Genomic DNA, 19,020 nt, shown 5'->3' with positions numbered 1-19,020 from the left:
TTACATCCCTTTGGTAAAATTGGGAACGAGGGTTTAGGCGTTGACCGGATCGATAAGAAAATACACTTGCGGCGGAAGATGGTGGCTTCTCGAATGAATACGTCTTGGTTTGGCTTGGAACGCTCGCTGGAGCGGGCGGCCCATCATCGATCGATCGGCATCATCGGCATCGATCTTCACGAACGGCCGAGCGGGCTTGCTTCCGCGAGCCGCGAAGACGGCGGCTACGGATGGCCCGAATGGTTGGACGCGTCCATGGGCCGCGGCGATATTTGGTTCGGGGACGAAGTGGGCGGCCATCTGTGGTTATACGCGGCCATGCCTGACGGTATCGCCGACGAGGAAGAAGGCGAGCCCTACTTGCGAGGATTGGCGAGGCGCGTTCGGGAAGCGATGATCGCGGAAGCGGGAAGAGGCGGAGGGTTCGGCGCGGGCCTTGGCGGCGCGACGACCGCTTCCGTGAACGAGACCCCGTTCCAGTCGCGCCATCGCGAGAGGGGCATCGGTTGCGCTCTGTTGCGGGATTGGAAGACGTCCGAGGCGAAAGACATCGTCTACGAAGGCGTGCAGAAGGCGATGGTGCAAATCCGGGATTCGCGCGTCGACCAACAGGAATGGGACTTACGTCTCGAACTGGACCGGTTGCTCGCGGAGAGCAGCATACGGAGCGTCTATCAGCCGATCATGCGGCTCGTCGACGGTAAGACGTTCGGCTACGAAGCGTTAACCCGTTGTCCGGAGGGGAGCCTGTTCGACGGACCGCTCGCCTTGTTCCGCTACGCGGAGAAGAGCAATAGGGCGTTCTCGTTGGACCGTCTCGCCAGGGAAAAGGCGATCAAGCATTGTCCGACGCTCGGTTCGGTTCAGAAAATCTTCATCAACGTGACGATGGGCATCATGAACGATCCGCATTTCGTGTCGGGACAGACGATCCGCCTGCTGAACGAGCGGGGACTGTTTCCCGGCCAGGTCGTCTTCGAACTGACGGAAAGAAGCTCGATCGACGACTTCGAAGCGGCCAAAAAAATATTGGCGCATTACCGCAGCCAAGGGTACGAGATCGCCATCGACGACGCGGGAGCGGGCTATTCCTCGCTGCAGTCGATCGTCGAGCTGAGCCCGGACTATATCAAGATCGACCGGTCGCTCGTCCGGATGGCGGATCAGGACGAGATGAAGAAACATATGCTGCGCACGTTCGTGAGGTTCGCTAAGAAGATGAACATCCGCACGGTGGCGGAAGGCATCGAACGGCCGGAGGAGCTTCGATTGTTGCGTGCGATGGGCTTCGACTACGCCCAAGGCTACTTGATCGGCAGGCCAAGCGAATATCCGACCGCGATGTATCCCGGAGCGATCCCCAAAGTCTAATGGCTTTGGGGATGTTTTTTGTTGGCCGTTGCGCTTGCCGGGAGATAGTTGCTCTGGCGCGGTAACTCACTCGTCGCGGGGCCTCCGGGCAGGGAATTAGTTGCTTTGGCGAAGTAACTCCCTTGCCGATGGGCTTCTGCGGAGGGAATTAGTCGCTTTGGCGAAGTAACTTGTTTGCCGATGGGCTTCTGCGGAGGGAATTAGTCGCTTTGGCGGAGTAACTTGTTTGCCGATGGGCTTCTGCGGAGGGATTTACTTGCTCTGGCGCACTAACTCCCGTCCGCGGCTTTTTTCAGCGCCGAGATGTCGATCTTGTTCATCTGAAGCATGGCGTTTAACGCTCTTCCCGCCCGTTCGGGATCGGGGTCGGACAAGCATTGTCCGAGCGCAGCGGGGATAATCTGCCACGATACGCCGAATTTGTCCTTCAGCCAGCCGCAGCGGCCCGGCTCTCCACCACCTGCGGACAGCTTCTCCCACAGCTCGTCGACTTCCTCTTGCGTCTCGCAATCGACGAAGAAGGAAACGGCCGGCGTGAATGCATACTTCGGTCCTCCGTTCAGCGCCATGAACCGTTGGCCCTCGATCTCGAACGTCCCCGAGAGGACTTGGTCCCCCGCGCGGTTGACACCGAGGATTTTGCCGTTTTTAAAAATCGACACGTAGTGATTCATCGCCTCTTCCGCCTGTCCGTCGTACCAGAGGAAAGGGGTGATTTTTTGCGAATTGCTCATGAACGATCTCTCCTTTTCGTTTTGAATATAAACGCGTAATTCTATGTAAATTTTACCATTAAAATTCTCTCTTTCAATCGTTGCTTTCGTCTTTTTTAGAAAATCATAATCTCGCAATGCGAGAAAAATGAGAAAAAATGACAAGGTTCATGACCGAAATATGACAAAACTACGACGATAGTCAATAGTTTTTTGCGCTAAAGCCATGTATGATTCTTCCAATCGGCAGCGATGCCTGAACAAACAAGGGCGCTTTTCGCCCGATATTGGAGGTTTTATTGTTGGCAAGTAACACAATCAACAAAGTGTTCGTACTCATGCTCTCCCTTATGCTGGCGCTCTCTTCTTTCGGATATGCATCCGCGCAAGCGCCGGCTCCGGATACGAAGGGGCACTGGGCGGAGAAGGAAATCAACGACTGGGTTTCGCAAGGCCTTATCCAAGGATTCTCGGACGGTTCGTTCAAGCCCGACCAATCCATCACGAGAGGCGAGTTCATGGTTCTCGTCAACCGGGCATTCGGGTTTACGGAGCTTGCGGACGTCGCTTTCAAAGATTTGAAGACGAAGGCCTGGGTGTACCAAGATATCAGGAAAGCGGTGAAGGCCGGTTACGTCAACGGGTATTCCGATGGTACGATCCGGTATTCGAGAACGATCAACCGTCAAGAATCGGCTGTCGTCGTCGCGAATCTGTTGAGGTTGCCCGCTAATCCGGGAGCGGCGAACGTTTTCTCCGATGCCGGGAAAATCGCTTCGTGGGGCAAAGGCGCTGTCGGCGCGCTGACGACCGAACAAGTATGGAAGAACATCGCGGATGTTTCTTTCGAGCCGTCGAAAGATTTAACCCGCGCCGAAGCCGTCGTCGTCCTGGACCGGGCAACCCGGTTGGCGGAAACGGCCTACAAAGCCGCCGGAATTTACGGTCCGGCGTCGGGTACGCAAACGATCAAGGGCAACGTATCCGTTACGGTTGGCGGAGTTAAGCTTCAAAATCTGGTTATCGAAGGAAACCTTCTTCTCGCGGAAAGCATCGGCGAAGGCGACGTGTTCCTCGACAACGTCACCGTCAAAGGCAAAACGTTCGTAAACGGCGGCGGAAAAAATTCGGTTCACTTCAACAACTCGGTATTAGTGACGGTAGTCGTCAACAAAAAGTCGGGCGAAATCCGCGTCGTGGTGGAAGGAGCGACGACGGTCAAGCAAATCACTTTGCAATCCGGCGCAAAGCTGGAATCGAACGCGACGGCAGTCGGGGGCATCGACTCGGTTGAGCTATCAAGCGAAATGCCGAAGGATTCCAAAGTTACTCTTATGGGCCGATTCGATAACGTCGATATTTCCGCCGCGTCGATCGCGATCGACATTCCGCAAGGCTCGGTCGACCAATTCACGGCAAGCGATAGCGCCGCCGGCGTAACGCTAAACCTCGGCAAAGACGCCAAAGTCGTCGATCTTGTCCTGGAAGCGGTTGTGAAAGTGCTCGGACAAGGAACGATCGACAACGCCGACGTAAAAGATTCGGCCAAAGGTTCGACGTTCGAAAAACCGCCGACGAAAACGGAAGGCAGCGGCGCGCCGACGACGAACTCCGGTAGCAGCGGCGGAGGCGGAGGAAGCGGCGGAACGCCGAACGCGGCGCCGACGGTCGCGAGCATGATCTCCGACCAAACGGGAGTCGCAGGCGGCACGGCGGTTTCGGTAGATGCGAGCGCGACGTTTGCCGATGCGGATCACGATGCGCTGACGCTGACGGCAGCATCCAGCGATGAATCCAAAGCGACGGTAACGGTAACCGGAACGACGATCACGGTAACGCCGGTAGCGGCAGGCACGGCGACGATTACGGTAACGGCGAACGACGGTCACGGTCACATGATCTCGGATAGCTTCGATATCGTCGTCGGCACGGCGCCGAACGCGGCGCCGACGGTCGCGAGCCCGATTGCAGATCAGGAGGGAGTCGCTGGCGGCGCAGAGGTAACGCTGGAAGCGAACACGACATTCGAAGACGTTGATGGCGATACGCTGACATTTTCGGCTGCATCCAGCGATGAGTCAATTGCAACGGTTGCGGTTGCCGGATCGGACATCACGGTAACGCCGGTAGCGGCGGGCACGGCGACGATTACGGTAACGGTGAACGACGGTCACGGTAACATGATCTCGGATAGCTTCGATATCGTCGTCGGCACGGCGCCGAACGCGGCGCCGACGGTCGCGAGCCCGATTGCAGATCAGGAGGGAGTCGCTGGCGGCGCAGAGGTAACGCTGGAAGCGAACACGACATTCGAAGACGTTGATGGCGATACGCTGACATTTTCGGCAGCATCCAGCGATGAGTCAATTGCAACGGTTGCGGTTGCCGGATCGGACATCACGGTAACGCCGGTAGCGGCAGGCACGGCGACGATTACGGTAACGGTGAACGACGGTCATAGCCATACGGTCTCGGACAGCTTCGATATCGTAGTAAAAGCACAATCGACTGCGCTTATCTCGGCTAATGTGATTACGGTAAATTTTGCGGCCAGCGACGTTCGCAAGGATATGGTGAACGTTATCGACGGTCCAATTGGTTCCTTGGTCACCGTGTATGATGAAGGCGGTCTGGTGCTGGGCACCGCCACTCCCGACGCGGATGGAGATTCGATCGTAACTGTCGAAGACGGATTCGATTCGAGCTGGAACTCGATTTACGCAACGATCACGGAAGTCGGCAAAGCGGAGAGCGAGAAAGTCGCCCAGTCGATCAATTGGTCGAATCCGGTTGCTCCAGCGGCTGACGATGTATCGATTTTCAACAATCCGGGGACGATGGACGATGAAATTACGATCGAGAACGTTCCGGACAATTCGATCGTAACCCTTTACGATCAAGACGGAGAACCGTTCGAAGGCATCTACTTTTTCGTGACTAACGGGAATCGCGTATCCTTTATTTTCAAAGGCGGAATAAATGCTTCCGTAACGGATTTCTCCGTTCAAATCATGACGGGCATCGATGACGTCGCGTTCGCGGTTAGCCAGCTGTCCGGACAGATCGGAATTCCGGTAGAAGCGAATAGCGGCCAAACCGACATTCTTTATTTCGGAGTGACCGACGTCGACCCTGACCAACTTCATGTGAATATCGATCTTGCTACCCATGAGATCGAGGTTGTTGTTCCCGTTGGTTATGATCTTGCCCATGTGGTTAGAAGTTTCATACTTTCGGCGGGAGCAACCGCGAAGATCGGAACGGCGGATCAGGAATCCGAAGTCACGGAAAATGATTTCTCTTCGCCGGTAACGTATGTCGTCACCGCGGGCGACGGTACGACGCAAACGACCTGGCAAGTATCGATAGCGGAAATAACCTAACGATCCGAAAGAGCTTTCCGCCTTGCGCGGGGAGCTCTTTTTACGTCGGGATGCGACCCTACTCCCCATATGGTAAAATGGCTGTATGTGAATTTACTGTCGGTGAGGTGTTCTTTTTCATGTCTAACGGAACGGACAAGCTGGTATTGATCGACGGCAATAGCATTATCAATCGCGCTTTCTACGCGCTTCCTCCGCTGACGAATAGCAGCGGTTTGCACACGAACGCGGTGCTCGGATTTACGACGATGCTGCTCAAGGTGTTGGAAGAAGAGAAGCCGAGTCACGTGCTCGTCGCTTTCGACGCGGGCAAAGTGACGTTCCGTCACGAAGGCTACGCGGAATACAAGGGCGGACGGCAGAAGACGCCGCCCGAGCTGTCGGAACAATTTCCTCTATTGAAGGAATTGCTGCAGGCGTTCTCGATTCCGCAGTTCGAGCTGGCGGGTTACGAAGCGGACGACATTATCGGCACGCTCGCGAAGCTCGCGGAAGACGGCGGCAAGTCGGCGGTCGTCGTGTCCGGGGACAAGGATATGCTGCAATTGGCGTCCGACCAAGTCAGCGTGCTGATCACGCGCAAGGGCGTCAGCGACGTCGAGCGCTACACGCCGGAAGCGATCGCGGAGAAGTACGGCATCTCGCCGGCGCAGATCATCGACCTGAAAGGACTCATGGGAGACGCGAGCGATAACATTCCGGGCGTGCCCGGCGTCGGGGAGAAGACGGCGCTGAAGCTGCTGCAGGAATTCGGTACGGTCGAGAACGTGCTGGAGCGCGCCCACGAAGTGAAAGGCAAGCTGCGCGAGAACATCGAAGCGAACATGGATAGCGCTCGCATGAGCAAGCAGCTCGCGACCATCTTCCGCGAGGTTCCGCTCGAGCGCACGATGGACGACATCGCGTGGAACGGCTACGAGAACGCTTCGCTGGCGGCCGCGTTCCGCAAGCTCGAGTTCCGCAATCTGTCCGACCGCCTGAATCTTGGCGAGGCGGACGAAGCGGAAATCGCGCAATCGGCGGAGACGGCGTCGAAGTACGACGTCGTCAGCGTCCTGGCGGACGGATGGGCCGGATTGAACGATGCGCTGCCCGAAGCAGAAGCGCTGATCGTCGAAGCTTACGGGGACAATCCGCATCAGGCGGAAGGCATCGGCATCGCGATCGTAGCGGGAACGACTTGTTTCGTGGCGCCTTACGCCTCGCTCAAGTCGCCCGAGGCCGGTCAGCTCGTCCGTTGGTTGGAGGACGCGGACGCGCCGAAGACCGGCTACGACGCGCACCGGGCGGAGCTCGTGCTGGCGCGCGCCGGCATCGAGCTGTCCGGGCATTCGTTCGACGTGCAGCTGGCCGCGTATTTGCTCGATCCGACGGAAGCGGATCCGTCGTTGCACGGCTTGCTGCAACGGCTGGGCTTGCCGCCGATCCTGTCGGACGAGTCGGCCTACGGCAAAGGCGCGAAGTTCCGCGTTCCGGCGGAAGCGGAGCTAGCGAAGCATCTCGCGGCGAAAGCGGACGCGGTTCGCCGTCTGAAGCCGCTTCTCGCGGAGCAACTGGAGTCGCTCGGCATGCACAAGCTCTATTACGAGCTCGAGCAACCGCTGGCCGTCGTGCTCGCGGGCATGGAGAAGCAAGGCATCTCGGTGAACGCGAACGCGCTCGCCGAGCTGGGCACCGAATTCCAGCGCCGCATCGAGGAGACGACGGACGCGATCTACGCCGCCGCGGGCTTCGAGTTCAATATCGGTTCGACGAAGCAGCTCGGCGAAGTGCTGTTCGACAGGCTCGGCTTGCCGGTCGTCAAGAAGACGAAGACGGGCTATTCGACCGACGCAGAGGTGCTGGAGAAGCTGGAGCCGTATCACGAGGCCGTCAGACTTATCCTTCACTATCGCCAATTGACGAAACTCCAGTCGACGTATATCGAAGGGCTCACGAAGGAAATCCGTCCGGAGGACGGCAAAATCCATACGTTCTACAAGCAGACGATCGCGGCGACCGGAAGGCTGTCGAGCCAGTTTCCGAACTTGCAGAACATTCCGATCCGCTTGGAGGAAGGCCGCCAGATTCGCAAGGCGTTCGTGCCGTCGGAGCCTGGCTGGAGCATCGTGGCCGCCGACTATTCGCAGATCGAGCTTCGCGTGCTCGCGCACATCTCCGGGGACGAAGGGTTGAAGGAAGCGTTCCTGAAGGAAATGGACATTCATACGAAAACGGCGATGGACGTGTTCGGCGTGCAGGCGAGCCAAGTGGACGGTAACATGAGGCGCCAAGCGAAGGCGGTCAACTTCGGCATCGTATACGGCATCAGCGACTATGGCCTCTCCCAGAACTTGAACATTACGAGACGGGAAGCGGCGGAGTTCATCGAGCAATATTTTCAAGCGTTCCCGGGCGTCAAGCGCTACATGGTCGATATCGTGGAGAAAGCCCGCCAGGACGGCTACGTGACGACGTTGCTCGAACGCCGCCGTTACTTGCCGGAGATCCGCCATTCGAACTTCAACCTGCGTTCCTTCGCCGAGCGGACCGCGATGAACACGCCGATTCAAGGCACCGCGGCCGATATTATCAAGCTCGCGATGATGCGGATGAGCGAAGCGCTGCGGGAGCGCGGGCTAACGAGCCGCATGCTGCTGCAGGTGCATGACGAATTGGTGTTCGAAGTGCCGGCGGAAGAACTCGACGTCATGAAGAAGCTCGTACCCGAAGTCATGAGCAAGGCGCTGCCATTAGACGTTCCGCTGCTCGCGGACGTCAGCGTCGGCGCGAACTGGTACGAAGCGAAATAACCGACATCTGAACGAATAACGTAGAGAAAGGAGGCGACAGGCCATGCCGGAATTGCCGGAGGTGGAGACGGTTCGCCGGACGTTGAACGACTTGATCGTCGGCAAGACGATCTCTAGCGTCACGGCGACGTTGCCGCGCATTCTGCAGAAGCCGGACGATCCGCAAGTGTTCGCCGCCATGCTCGAAGGAAGAACGTTTACGTCCGTCGAACGGCGCGGGAAATTCCTGAGACTCGTCTTGGACGGTCTCGTGCTCGTCTCCCATCTGAGGATGGAAGGACGGTTCGGGGTCTACCGGGCGGACGAGCCGAAAGAGATCCACACCCACGTCGTGTTCCACTTTACGGACGGGACGGAACTTCGATACAAGGACGTACGGCAGTTCGGCACGATGCATCTATTCCCGGCCGGAGAAGAATTACGGTCGCCTCCGCTGAATAAACTGGGATTGGAGCCTTTGGAAGGCGGATTTACGCCCGATGCGTTCCGTCTCGCGCTCGGCCGCCGGTCGACGAAGATCAAGCCGTTGCTGCTCAACCAGGAAGTCGTCGTCGGTCTCGGCAACATCTACGTGGACGAAGCGCTGCATATGGCGGGCGTCCATCCGGAGAGACCGGCCAACAAATTGACGAAGAGCGAGCGCGATCGGCTTCATTCGGCCATCGTGCAGACGTTGTCGGCCGCGGTGGAAGCCGGAGGCTCCTCCATCAAGTCCTACGTGAACGGGCAGGGCGAGATGGGCATGTTCCAGCATTCGCTGAAAGCTTACGGCAGAACGGGAGAGCCTTGCTTGACGTGCGGCACGCCGATCGAGCGTACCGTCGTCGGCGGCCGGGGCACCCATACGTGCCCGGATTGTCAGAAAGGACCGCGCAACAAATCGCCCGCGCAAGACGCTTCCCGCGGGGAAGCGGCGAAGCGGTACGTCCGGAACAATGCCGTCAAACGCAGGCTGGACGGCCCGTCGGAATAGGCATTCGCACAGAAATACACGCCGATGTCGGGGCATTCCCCTGTTCCGGTGCATAGGATGAACAGAACCTGGCGGCCCTTGCGGACTCGTCGGGTCAGCATCCAATGCAGGGGGAACAGAAATGATGGCACCTGTCGCTTCGCTCGTTCTCTTGTCCGTCGCCGTCAGTCTGGACGGCTTCGGCGTCGGCATGACGTACGGCGTTCGCAAAATCAAAATTCCGGTCCCTTCCGTCGCGATTATTTCCGTCTGTTCCGGCCTCGTCATTTTTCTGTCGATGATGGTCGGCGTCGTACTGACGAAATGGTTGCCGCCGCACGGGGCATCCGTCCTCGGCGCGATCATTCTGATGGGGATCGGAGTCATGGCGTTGATGCAGTTGATTCGCGCGAGAGGCAAAGAAAAGACCGAGGACGATTGCAGGCGGGAAGACGCGCAAGACTTGGCCGCGGAACCGGCTCCGGTACTGAAATTGGAGCTGAAGCTGTTCGGCTTCATCGTGCAAATTCTTCGAACGCCGTCCGCCGCGGACGTGGACCGTTCGGGAACGATCAGCTCGGGAGAGGCGTTTTTCCTGGGTCTGGCGCTGTCGCTTGACGCGTTCGGCGCCGGCATCGGCGCGGCGTTGCTCGGATTTCCTGCGGAAATCACGGCGTTACTCATCGCGCTGTCGAGCGGCTTGTTTCTATGGTCGGGCACAAGGGTCGGCTACTGGGCGTCGGATTGGCGCTGGGTGAAGCACTTGTCCGCGATGCCGGGTATTATTCTTATCGCTATGGGCATATTCAAATTGTTCGTATAAGCGTACGCACGCCATATTTCGCTAAAAGGAAGAAAACTCGAGATGAACATCGGATTAACCGGCGGCATCGCCACCGGCAAGAGCACGGTCGCGAGAATGCTGGAGGAACGCGGAGCATTATTGATCGATCTGGACGTCATTGCCCGGGAAGTCGTCGAGCCCGGGCAGCCGTCTCTTTCCGCGATCGCGGAAAGATTCGGTCCGTCCGTGCTTCGGGAGGACGGAACTCTCGACAGAAAGAAGCTCGGGTCGATCGTATTCGCTGACGCGAGCAAGCGCAAGACGCTCGAAGGAATCCTTCATCCGGCGATACGCAAGGTCATGAAGGAACGAATGGAAAAATATGAGCGATCCGCGCCGGACAAGCTCGTCGTCGTCGATGTACCGCTGCTTTACGAGTCGGGGCTGGAGTCTTATTTTGAACAGGTGATGGTCGTATATGCTCCGCGGATGCTGCAATTGACGCGATTAATCGGACGAGACGGATTCGACGCGGAGGAATCGAGGCGTCGGCTCGAAGCGCAGATGAATATCGAAGAGAAAAAGAGGCGCGCCGACATCGTCATCGATAACGGCGGCGGACGGGAGCGGACGGAAGAGCAAGTGGATCGCTTCTGGCGGGAAATGGGGTTGAGATGAGCAAGAAAATGAAAAAGACGAAACGGAAAAGAATCGTTCTTCCGTTGATCTTGATCGTCTTATGCGTGTTGTTCGTGCAGTCGGATTGGTTAGGGAAGTGGATATACCCGATCAAATATACGGACGAAATCAAGCAGAACGCATCGTATTACGATCTAGACCCGCTCTTGATCGCGGCGATCATCCGGGTCGAGTCGAATTACAAGGCGAACGCGGTTTCCCCCAAGGGAGCGGTCGGGATCATGCAGTTGATGCCGGACACGGCGGAATGGATTTTGGAGAAAGACGATTTCGGGGATATGACGGTGAAAGACGCGGGAAGCGACGCGAACGCGGGCATCAGGCTCGGCGCTTGGTACGTGAAAGAACTGACGAGGCAATTCGACGGCAGCTTGGCCGTCTCCTTGGCCGCTTACAACGCGGGTCCGGGCAAAGTCCGGCAGTGGCTGGACAAAGGAGTCTGGGATGGACAAGAACAGACGGTGCGCGACATTCCTTACGGCGAAACTAGACATTACGTGCAACGTGTGATGTATTATTATAAGAAATATGCGAAAATATACGAAACGCTCTGATCTCGCGGCGCAGGTTCCGCCAACGGAAGAGAAGCCTTGAAGCGTAATCGCCTCAAAGCTCCCCGGTATTGAGTGCCTTCAGTTGCAATCGTTATCTGCCGGCCAATTGTTGCTCGGCGATTTGCACCAAGCGGCGGGTGATGTTACCACCGATCGAACCGTTGTCTTTCGTCGTCATGTTGCCTTGGTAGCCATCCTGCGGAATGGCGATGCCCAGCTCTTGAGCTGCTTCGAATTTGAGTTGGGACAGGCCGGCGGCCGCTTGAGGGACCAGTTTCGTGTTGGAAGCCATGTTTGTTCACCTCCTTGCGGTTGGTAACAGTATTATGTGCTTTATCTCTCCAATCATGTAAGGGAAGCCTTGGAAATGCTGAAAAAAACCGAAGGAGGCAAAAATACGTCATGAAATGCCCTCATTGCGACTTCAGCGGAACGAAAGTGCTCGATTCCCGTCCGGCCAACGACAATAAGTCGATCCGCCGCCGCCGCGAGTGCGAGAAGTGCAGCCGAAGGTTTACGACATTCGAGACGGTCGAAGAGACGCCGCTCGTCGTCATCAAGAAAGACGGAAGCCGCGAAGAGTTCAGCCGGGACAAAGTGCTCCGCGGTCTTCTCCGTGCCTGCGAGAAACGTCCGGTGTCCGTTGATCAGCTCGAAATCATCGTCAACGACGTTGAACGGGAGCTTCGCAATACGGCGAGCACCGAGGTCGAGAGTCGGATGATCGGCGAAGCGATGATGCAACATCTATACGGCGTCGACGAAGTCGCGTACGTGCGGTTCGCATCCGTCTATCGCCAGTTCAAGGACATCAACATGTTCTTGAAGGAGCTGAATTCGCTCATGAACAAGCATGGGATGTAGGCCGGGGAGAGATCGACGCGGTTAAGGTGACGGGAAAACCTTATTCGCTCGCCTCTCCGGCTCGTTCCTCTCATTAGAGCGATGAGGTAGCGCTATTTTGCGGTTTGAACTTGCTTTTGGGAGTCGGCACAGGAAATAAGACGATGGCGTAACGTTATTGTCGATCGGTATGCGGAAAACAAACAAATAAGACGATGGCGCGGCGTTATTTTAGCATGAGAAAAACCGGTGGCAATCGGCGGAAAATGTGTTGACATGCCCGTTTTTTCTGTGGTAAAATCATTCTTGTCGTCACGATTATGGGCCCTTAGCTCAGCTGGGAGCCCACCATTGGGTATTACACTACCCCCAAGAATTCAAGTTTTATATCCCGGGCCTTTAGCTCAGCTGGGAGAGCGCTTCGCTGGCAGCGAAGAGGTCAGCGGTTCGATCCCGCTAAGGTCCACCAAACAATAATTTAAGCACGCCCCTAAGGCGTGTTTTTTGTTTGGCAGGACATAAGCTGATCGAATCAAATTGGGGCGTTCCGCACGGACGGAACGAAGTGAAAGCCAGTCCCCGCAACGAAAAGAAAATGTTCGATTCCGCAATTCTCTACCAACATCTACCACACAACGGCAGAAATTCCGTTTTTTTTGTTTTATAGAAGTTGTTATTCAGGGCATGGTCAAGTTGTTTGAGTTGGTAGTCTTGAAATCCTAATGATTGACCGAAGGTTATGTCAAATTGTATTATATACTATATTAAATGTATTTAATTTTTGAGAAACAATAGGAGGAAATGATGAAAAAGATTGCCGTCCTCATCCTTATGCTTACACTTATCCTACAGACATTGCCGTTTACAACAGGCATTCAGGTGGCGCACGCCGCGCCGGGAGACTCGGATGCCGATCCTATTATGATTACGACGGCGCAGGAGTTATCGGACATTCGCAACAATAAGTCGGCTCATTATAAGCTGGGGGCGGACATAGATTTATCGGGCTATCCCGTTGGAGACACTGCGGGCTGGATGCCGATCGGTACCTCGGGCGATACCTTTACTGGAACGTTGGACGGGGGAGGATACATAATCCGTAACTTGAGGATTGATCGCCCAAACACGCCGTATGTAGGGCTCTTTGGAATTATTCGCGGAACCGGCGTTCTTAAGAACATCCAATTGCTTGACGTCGATGTTATAGGTACAAGTAATGTCGGCGGGTTAGTCGGGAAGATGGAAATAGGCTCCCATATCGCGAACTCCTTTGCAACCGGCCAAGTAAAAGGTGAACCCGCTGAAAGGTATGATGTTTTACTTAGTGGGTACGTGCTGTCCGGTGGATTACATGTTGGCGGCCTGACAGGCGGGAACTCGTATGGAACCATTTCGAACGCATGGGCAAACGTATCCGTTTCAGGAGTTGGCCTTATTGGCGGTCTAGCAGGCGACAACTATGGTGTAATCGAGAATGCCTTTGCTACCGGCAATGTAACGGCCGTTCGAACCACCAACGTCAATAGTACTAATGTGGGAGGGTTGGTTGGTCAACAACAGGCCCCAGGATCGTCTATTACCCATTCCTTTGCGGCCGGAAATATTTTGATACCCCCGGGTGCGTTATATGTAGGCGGCTTAGTCGGGGTTGTTTGGGGTGGAGCTATAGATATGTCGTATTGGGACACGGAAACTTCACAAATGTCTACCAGCTCAGGCGGGACGGGTAAATCGACGGAAGATATGAAGAAGATGGCGACGTTCTACAGCTCAGGCATCGGCTGGGATTTTGCGAACGCATGGGGGATACGGGAAGACGAATCGTACCCTTATTTGCTTGCGTTTAAGCCAAGCATGAAAATAGATCCGTTGGCGCGGACGACATACAACCTCGCTTCAAATCAGTTGGCGGTGACCGGGACGGTAATGGATGGCAGTGTCGGTGAAAAGGTTGAGATTAAGTACGAGATCAACAATAGCCTGGGAACAACCGTAAGCAGCGTCACTTATCATGCATATGCCGACGGAACGGATCAGTCGATTGCACGCTCGATCCCGCTAACCGCGTTGCCGGATGGAACGTACACGTTAAACGTATCGGCCAAAGATACCTCCCCTGCGAATCCGGCCTATCTAGCGGCTCCGCTTTCATTTTCGGTAGATCAGACGCTTCCGGTCATTACGTTGAACGGCTCTTCAACCGTCAACTTAACGGTAGGCGATACCTATACGGAACAAGGCGCTGCCGCGACGGACAACATCGGAACTGCGGGGCCTGTCGTTATCACCGGAACGGTTGACACGAACGCAGCAGGGACATACATAGTGCGGTACAACGCGTTGGATCTGGCAGGGAATGCGGCGGTTGAAGTGACAAGGACAGTCATTGTAAGCGCGGTATCAGCAAGTACACCAACAGCGACGCCAGTCGGCGGGGCGGTAGCCTCCGGCACAACGGTAGCATTATCGACGGCTACTGGAGGAGCGGCGATCTATTACACGACAGACGGAAGTACGCCAACTAGCGCTTCAACGCCATACACATCGCCGATCCCTGTTACGAGCGCTATGACGGTCAAGGCGATTGCGGTCAAAGCGGGCATGATCGACAGCCCGGTGATGAGCGAGAGCTACACGATTTTGTCGCCGAGCGGTTCATCGCCTGCAGTTACCTTGCCGGTCATCGATCAGAACGGCATCAAGCTTGATCCTGACAAAATCGACACGACAAAGCCATCGGTCACGCTTGAAGTAACAACAAAGGATGGTGCAGCCTACGTCAGCATACCCGCAAGCATTTTAACTAGCTTTGAAGGCAAAAACGCAAACTTCTTCATTGAGATTAAAGCCCCTTACGGCAGCTATCAAGTTCCGGTCAATCTGGCATCGCTGATTCCGGGACTGCAAGACTTGCTTGCCAAGCATAACCTTAAAGCTGAGGATATCAGCTTCAAGATCATGCTTTCCGACAAGTCCGGTGACAAGGATCTTCAAGCCGCGTTTGCAAACGGATTGCCGAATGGCAAAGCGATGGGGGCGATTGTCGATTTCCACATCGACATCGTGAACACCAAGACAGGACAATCGATCGGAACGGCGGACAAGTTCAGCAAGGCTCTGACGAGAGTCATTCCGATGCCGAAGGACATGAAAGACATCCCTGCGCAATGGGGCGCGTTCCGTTATAACGAAACAACGAAGAAATTCGAGTTTGTCGCGGCGAAGAAGGTGCTGATTGACAGCATATGGTATGTGATGATTAGCTCGTATTCCAACAGTGCGTATGTCGTAGCTGAAAATGCGGTGAGCTTCGCCGATACTCTTAACCATTGGAGCAAATCGTTTGTCGAGATGGCGGCCGCGAAAGGGCTGGTCGAAGGCGTCGGCGCCGGGAAGTATGCGCCGAACCAATCCGTGACGAGAGCGGAATTCACGGCTATGCTAGTCAGGGCGCTGGGTCGCAGCACATCATTCGGGAGCACCGCACCATATGACGACGTGAAGAACGGTGCATGGTACTTCGATGCTGTAGCCAATGCGAAGGAGCTTGGACTATTGGGCTTTGCAAGCGGCAAGAGCTTCAAGCCGGATCAGTCGCTGACCCGAGAGGAAATGGCAAGCATGCTGGCGGCAGTTATTTATATGGAGAAGCTGCCGATGACAAAGGAATTTGTCAGCTTGGAAGGTTACAAAGATATCGGAAGCGCGAACGCGGCATATTTGGAGGACGTTCGAACGATAGTTAAGCTTGGCATCATGACAGGCACATCGGCGAATACGTTCAGTCCAAAGGATGAAACAACACGCGCACAAGCTGCGGTCGTATTCATACGGACACTGCAAAAGCTTGGAATGATAGATTAAATAGAATTGAGTAGCCATTAAAGTCCCGACTGAGTGGAGAAATCCATTCGGCGGGACTTTTAATTAATGTGAAACCAACTTTGACGGGAGAGCGCTTCGCTGGCAGCGATGAGGTCAGGGGTTCGATCCCGCTAGGGTCCACCAATTCACCGCTGCGATCTGCTTCGTCGAAAGGACTTCGTCAGCAAGTTTTATCAGAATATCGTTATCCCACTTGGCTCCACCATAATAAATAATTCAACCACGTCCATTGGACGTGGTTTTTTGTATAATTGAACTGTTAATAAGGAGGCGATCGTTTTGAAAAAAAATAAGTTCCAGCTAAAAAGAGAAGCTACTTATCGAAAGCTCATTGAAGCGGCGGATAAGTGTTTTTTGGAGAAAGGATTCGCGGCTACGACGATTGGAGATATCGTGGCGATTACCGGGCATACCAATGGGGCTTTTTACGGTCACTTCGAGAGCAAGGAACAGTTATTCCTCCATATCCTGGACTATCGTCAGGAATTAAGCAGCGGCTGGACGGAAACGCCGAAACAATACCGACCCGAAAACACGACGCTTGAAGAAGTTGTCACGATAAGTGTCATGAGGCTGCAAGAAATGCTGAAAGGAAATGAAAACTTCAAAAACTGGATCCTTGTATTAGTCGATTTTTATATGCAAACGAAACATAAACCGGAACTGCACAGCGTTCTGAAAAATAAGTACCAGGAATGGGTTGCCGGGATTGCAAACTTTATCGATGCGTTAAAAGAACAAGGGTGGGTATCTCAAGATAAAGACAGCCATCAGATCGCCAAGCTAGTTCTTGCTTATAATGATGGATTTTCCGTGAATTGGGTCTTGTTCGAAGGACCCGATCCGCAATCCTATATTCAAGGATTGGTCAGGTTGCTGTCATAGGTCGGTCATTTCAAGCTGTGGAATAATTTGCTTGACGATCGGGAGATTTTGTAATTAAATACCTATAGATATATATTTAATTGGTTTTGGGGAGAAAGTGTGATTGTACAGTCGAACTTCGAGACGCGTGACGACAAATTTGACCATTATGGTGATGATCTGCAGCATGATCTCAAACATCATACCTGACTAAGAGCCGACGATATGACAACGAAGTGCACCGTTTTGTTAATTTAGTCGGAGCGGTATATTACGGCTGGCATGTCGAGTTTGTCGGGAGAGGTCTGAATAGGGAAAGGAAATTCCAAAGAAAGATGAGGTATGTAAAATGAAGCAAAGTTTGGATCGCCCTTCGCGACTAAAGAACTACCTTGTAGATTCCTAGGCAAAACAGTCCAAACTGAAGTGTGGAGGAAACGAATCAATGAGTTTACTGAAACGAGCAAGGAAGATTGCAGCAACCGTATTGGTCTTCTGCCTGGTCGTCTCGTCGTATGCGGTGACAGCCGGCGCTGCGGCAATCGATACTACCGGGCATTGGGCAGCAGCACAACTGAACGAATGGGTGGACAAAGGGTTCCTGAAAGGGTACGAGGACGGTAGTTTGAAGCCGGACAACCAAATTTCCCGCGCGGAATTCATCGCATTGGTCAACCGTTCTTTCGGCTTCAGCGAGAAAGCTGAGATCAGCTTCTCTGACGTGAACGAGTCCAACTGGGCATATGTGGAAGTACAGAAGGCCGTTGCGGCCGGTTACTTCAATGGCTACGAAGACGGGAAGATCGGCGCATCGCGCAGCATCAACCGTCAGGAAGTTGCGGTTATCATTTCGCGTTTGCTAGGGCTAGATGAGAATGAAGACGCCGCAGCCGATTTTGCCGACAGCGCAAGCTTGGCGTACTGGAGCGCAGGTGCCGTAGGTGCAGCGCTTGAGAAGGGCATCATGAAGGGCTATGAAGATGGCAGCTTCCAACCGGCTCGCGCCATTACGCGCGCTGAAGCGGTTGTGACGCTGAACCGTGCGATCGAAGCGGGCGTTACGCCGACAACGAAATTTGACAAAGCCGGTACATACGGACCGAAAGACGGACAAGAAACGATCGAAGGCAATGTCGTGATCTCGGCTCAGGGCGTTACGCTTCATAATACGGTGGTCAAGGGCAACCTGACGATCGCCGAATCCGTCGGCGATGGCGATGCAACTTTGGACGGCGTTGTAGTGCAAGGCGAGACGATCGTAGCGGGCGGCGGCGCGAACTCCATTCACTTCAAGGATTCGGTTCTTGTGATCATCATCGTGAACAAGAAGACGGGCGAGGTTCGTATCGTAGCGGAAGGCTCGACGAAGGTTCAAGAAGTTCAAGTTCAATCGGGTGCAAAGATCGAATCGAACGGCAGTGACTCATCCATCGGGAAAGTTATACTGTCGGATCGTCTTCCGGAAGGTTCGAAGGTCTCCCTTATTGGTAACTTTAATGAAGTCGAAGTAAACTCGAAAGAGACGGAAATCGAATTTCCGTCGGGCATCATCAAGAAGCTGCTCGCTTCGAAGACCGCACGCGGCACGAAGCTTAATCTGGGGAAAACTGCCAAGATCATTGAGCTGATTCTTAAGTCAGCCATGAAAGTGACTGGTCAAGGTACGATTGAGAAAGCGACGATCGATAAGGAAATTAAAGATCAAGTTCAGTTTGAAAAGCAGCCGAATCAAGTCGTAGAGAGTGATGGCGTTACTAGCTTGGCTTCGGATCCTGTAGAGTACACAGTGGATACAACAGCACCGACATTGAGTGCAACAAGCGCAAGCGGATCAACGGGTACGGGAACGACGCTGAACTTCACTTCTAACGAAGCGGGAACCTATTACTATCTGGTCTATGCGGCAGCGGATTCCGCGCCGAATGCATCTATAATTGAAGCTCAGGGCATAGCAGTTGCAAAAGGAACGGCAGCAGCAACGGCGGCAGCGAATACGGTTAACGTAACAGGTCTGGCTGAGGTAACAGCCTACAAAGCCTACGTTATTGTAAAGGATGCAGCAGGGAACGTTTCTGCAGTATCGACCCTTTCGTTCACCACGGCCGACGAAACCGAACCGACATTGAGTGCAACAAGCGCAAGCGGAGCAACGGGTATGGGAACGACGCTGAACTTCACTA

Annotated in this window: 13 protein-coding genes and 1 tRNA gene; 12 read left to right on the top strand and 2 right to left on the bottom strand. The window is 54.6% G+C overall.

The genetic code is table 11. The features are described 5' to 3' along the window. Positions 1 to 93: 93 nt before the first annotated feature. A complete protein-coding gene (locus ACFPPD_RS24580) occupies positions 94 to 1,371 on the top strand; it encodes an EAL domain-containing protein (RefSeq protein ID WP_209751142.1) in 1,278 nt (425 codons plus the stop codon). A gap of 269 nt (positions 1,372 to 1,640) precedes the next feature. On the opposite strand, the gene ACFPPD_RS24575 is transcribed toward ACFPPD_RS24580, so the two are convergent. Continuing rightward, positions 1,641 to 2,105, bottom strand: coding sequence for a VOC family protein (locus ACFPPD_RS24575; RefSeq protein ID WP_209751140.1), 465 nt, complete (start codon positions 2,103 to 2,105; stop codon positions 1,641 to 1,643). Between the two features lie 281 nt (positions 2,106 to 2,386). Between ACFPPD_RS24575 and ACFPPD_RS24570 the strand changes: the two genes are divergently transcribed. The 6 genes from ACFPPD_RS24570 (at position 2,387) to ACFPPD_RS24545 (ending at position 11,248) form a co-directional block, all read left to right on the top strand. Continuing rightward, complete coding sequence (locus ACFPPD_RS24570; protein ID WP_378083718.1) at positions 2,387 to 5,467, top strand: S-layer homology domain-containing protein; 3,081 nt, start codon at positions 2,387 to 2,389, stop codon at positions 5,465 to 5,467. 119 nt (positions 5,468 to 5,586) lie between these two features. After that, a complete protein-coding gene (gene polA / locus ACFPPD_RS24565; protein WP_209744325.1) occupies positions 5,587 to 8,259 on the top strand; it encodes a DNA polymerase I in 2,673 nt (890 codons plus the stop codon). 43 nt (positions 8,260 to 8,302) lie between these two features. Then, positions 8,303 to 9,232: a DNA-formamidopyrimidine glycosylase gene (gene mutM, locus ACFPPD_RS24560; protein WP_209744322.1), complete on the top strand. Its 930-nt coding sequence runs from the start codon at positions 8,303 to 8,305 to the stop codon at positions 9,230 to 9,232. Positions 9,233 to 9,353: 121 nt separating this feature from the next. Further along, complete coding sequence (gene ytaF, locus ACFPPD_RS24555; RefSeq protein ID WP_378083715.1) at positions 9,354 to 10,034, top strand: sporulation membrane protein YtaF; 681 nt, start codon at positions 9,354 to 9,356, stop codon at positions 10,032 to 10,034. Between the two features lie 42 nt (positions 10,035 to 10,076). Continuing rightward, entirely contained in the window at positions 10,077 to 10,673 is a 597-nt protein-coding gene (gene coaE / locus ACFPPD_RS24550; RefSeq protein WP_209744320.1) for a dephospho-CoA kinase, read from the top strand. Further along, positions 10,670 to 11,248 carry a lytic transglycosylase domain-containing protein gene (locus tag ACFPPD_RS24545; protein ID WP_378083712.1) on the top strand — a complete coding sequence of 193 codons (579 nt, stop codon included), beginning with the start codon at positions 10,670 to 10,672 and terminating at the stop codon, positions 11,246 to 11,248. The genes coaE and ACFPPD_RS24545 overlap by 4 nt, the downstream gene beginning before the upstream one ends. Before the next feature lie 91 nt (positions 11,249 to 11,339). Here the strand turns inward: ACFPPD_RS24545 and ACFPPD_RS24540 are convergent, their stop codons facing one another. Further along, positions 11,340 to 11,540 carry a small, acid-soluble spore protein, alpha/beta type gene (locus ACFPPD_RS24540; RefSeq protein WP_209744317.1) on the bottom strand — a complete coding sequence of 67 codons (201 nt, stop codon included), beginning with the start codon at positions 11,538 to 11,540 and terminating at the stop codon, positions 11,340 to 11,342. 110 nt (positions 11,541 to 11,650) lie between these two features. Here ACFPPD_RS24540 and nrdR point away from each other — a divergent pair, with 110 nt between their 5' ends. From nrdR to ACFPPD_RS24515, 5 genes are all read left to right on the top strand, one after another. Further along, the gene (nrdR, locus tag ACFPPD_RS24535; protein WP_209744314.1) at positions 11,651 to 12,112 is read left to right on the top strand and encodes a transcriptional regulator NrdR; all 462 of its coding nucleotides are present in this window, start codon (positions 11,651 to 11,653) and stop codon (positions 12,110 to 12,112) included. 372 nt (positions 12,113 to 12,484) lie between these two features. Further along, positions 12,485 to 12,560: transfer RNA gene (locus tag ACFPPD_RS24530), tRNA-Ala, on the top strand. Positions 12,561 to 12,895: 335 nt separating this feature from the next. Further along, on the top strand, positions 12,896 to 15,955 hold the full coding sequence (locus tag ACFPPD_RS24525) for an S-layer homology domain-containing protein (protein ID WP_378083709.1): 3,060 nt from the start codon (positions 12,896 to 12,898) through the stop codon (positions 15,953 to 15,955). Between the two features lie 300 nt (positions 15,956 to 16,255). After that, the gene (locus ACFPPD_RS24520) at positions 16,256 to 16,861 is read left to right on the top strand and encodes a TetR/AcrR family transcriptional regulator (RefSeq protein WP_209744308.1); all 606 of its coding nucleotides are present in this window, start codon (positions 16,256 to 16,258) and stop codon (positions 16,859 to 16,861) included. A gap of 424 nt (positions 16,862 to 17,285) precedes the next feature. Further along, positions 17,286 to 19,020 (top strand): S-layer homology domain-containing protein (locus ACFPPD_RS24515; protein ID WP_378083707.1); only part of this gene is annotated, 1,735 nt, incomplete at its 3' end.

Origin of the sequence: Cohnella suwonensis (genome assembly GCF_042655365.1) — a bacterium.
In the GTDB taxonomy this organism is placed as follows: Bacteria; Bacillota; Bacilli; order Paenibacillales; family Paenibacillaceae; genus Cohnella; species Cohnella suwonensis.
Note: the sequence above shows the minus strand (reverse complement) of the source record. Positions and strands in the feature narration are given on the sequence as shown.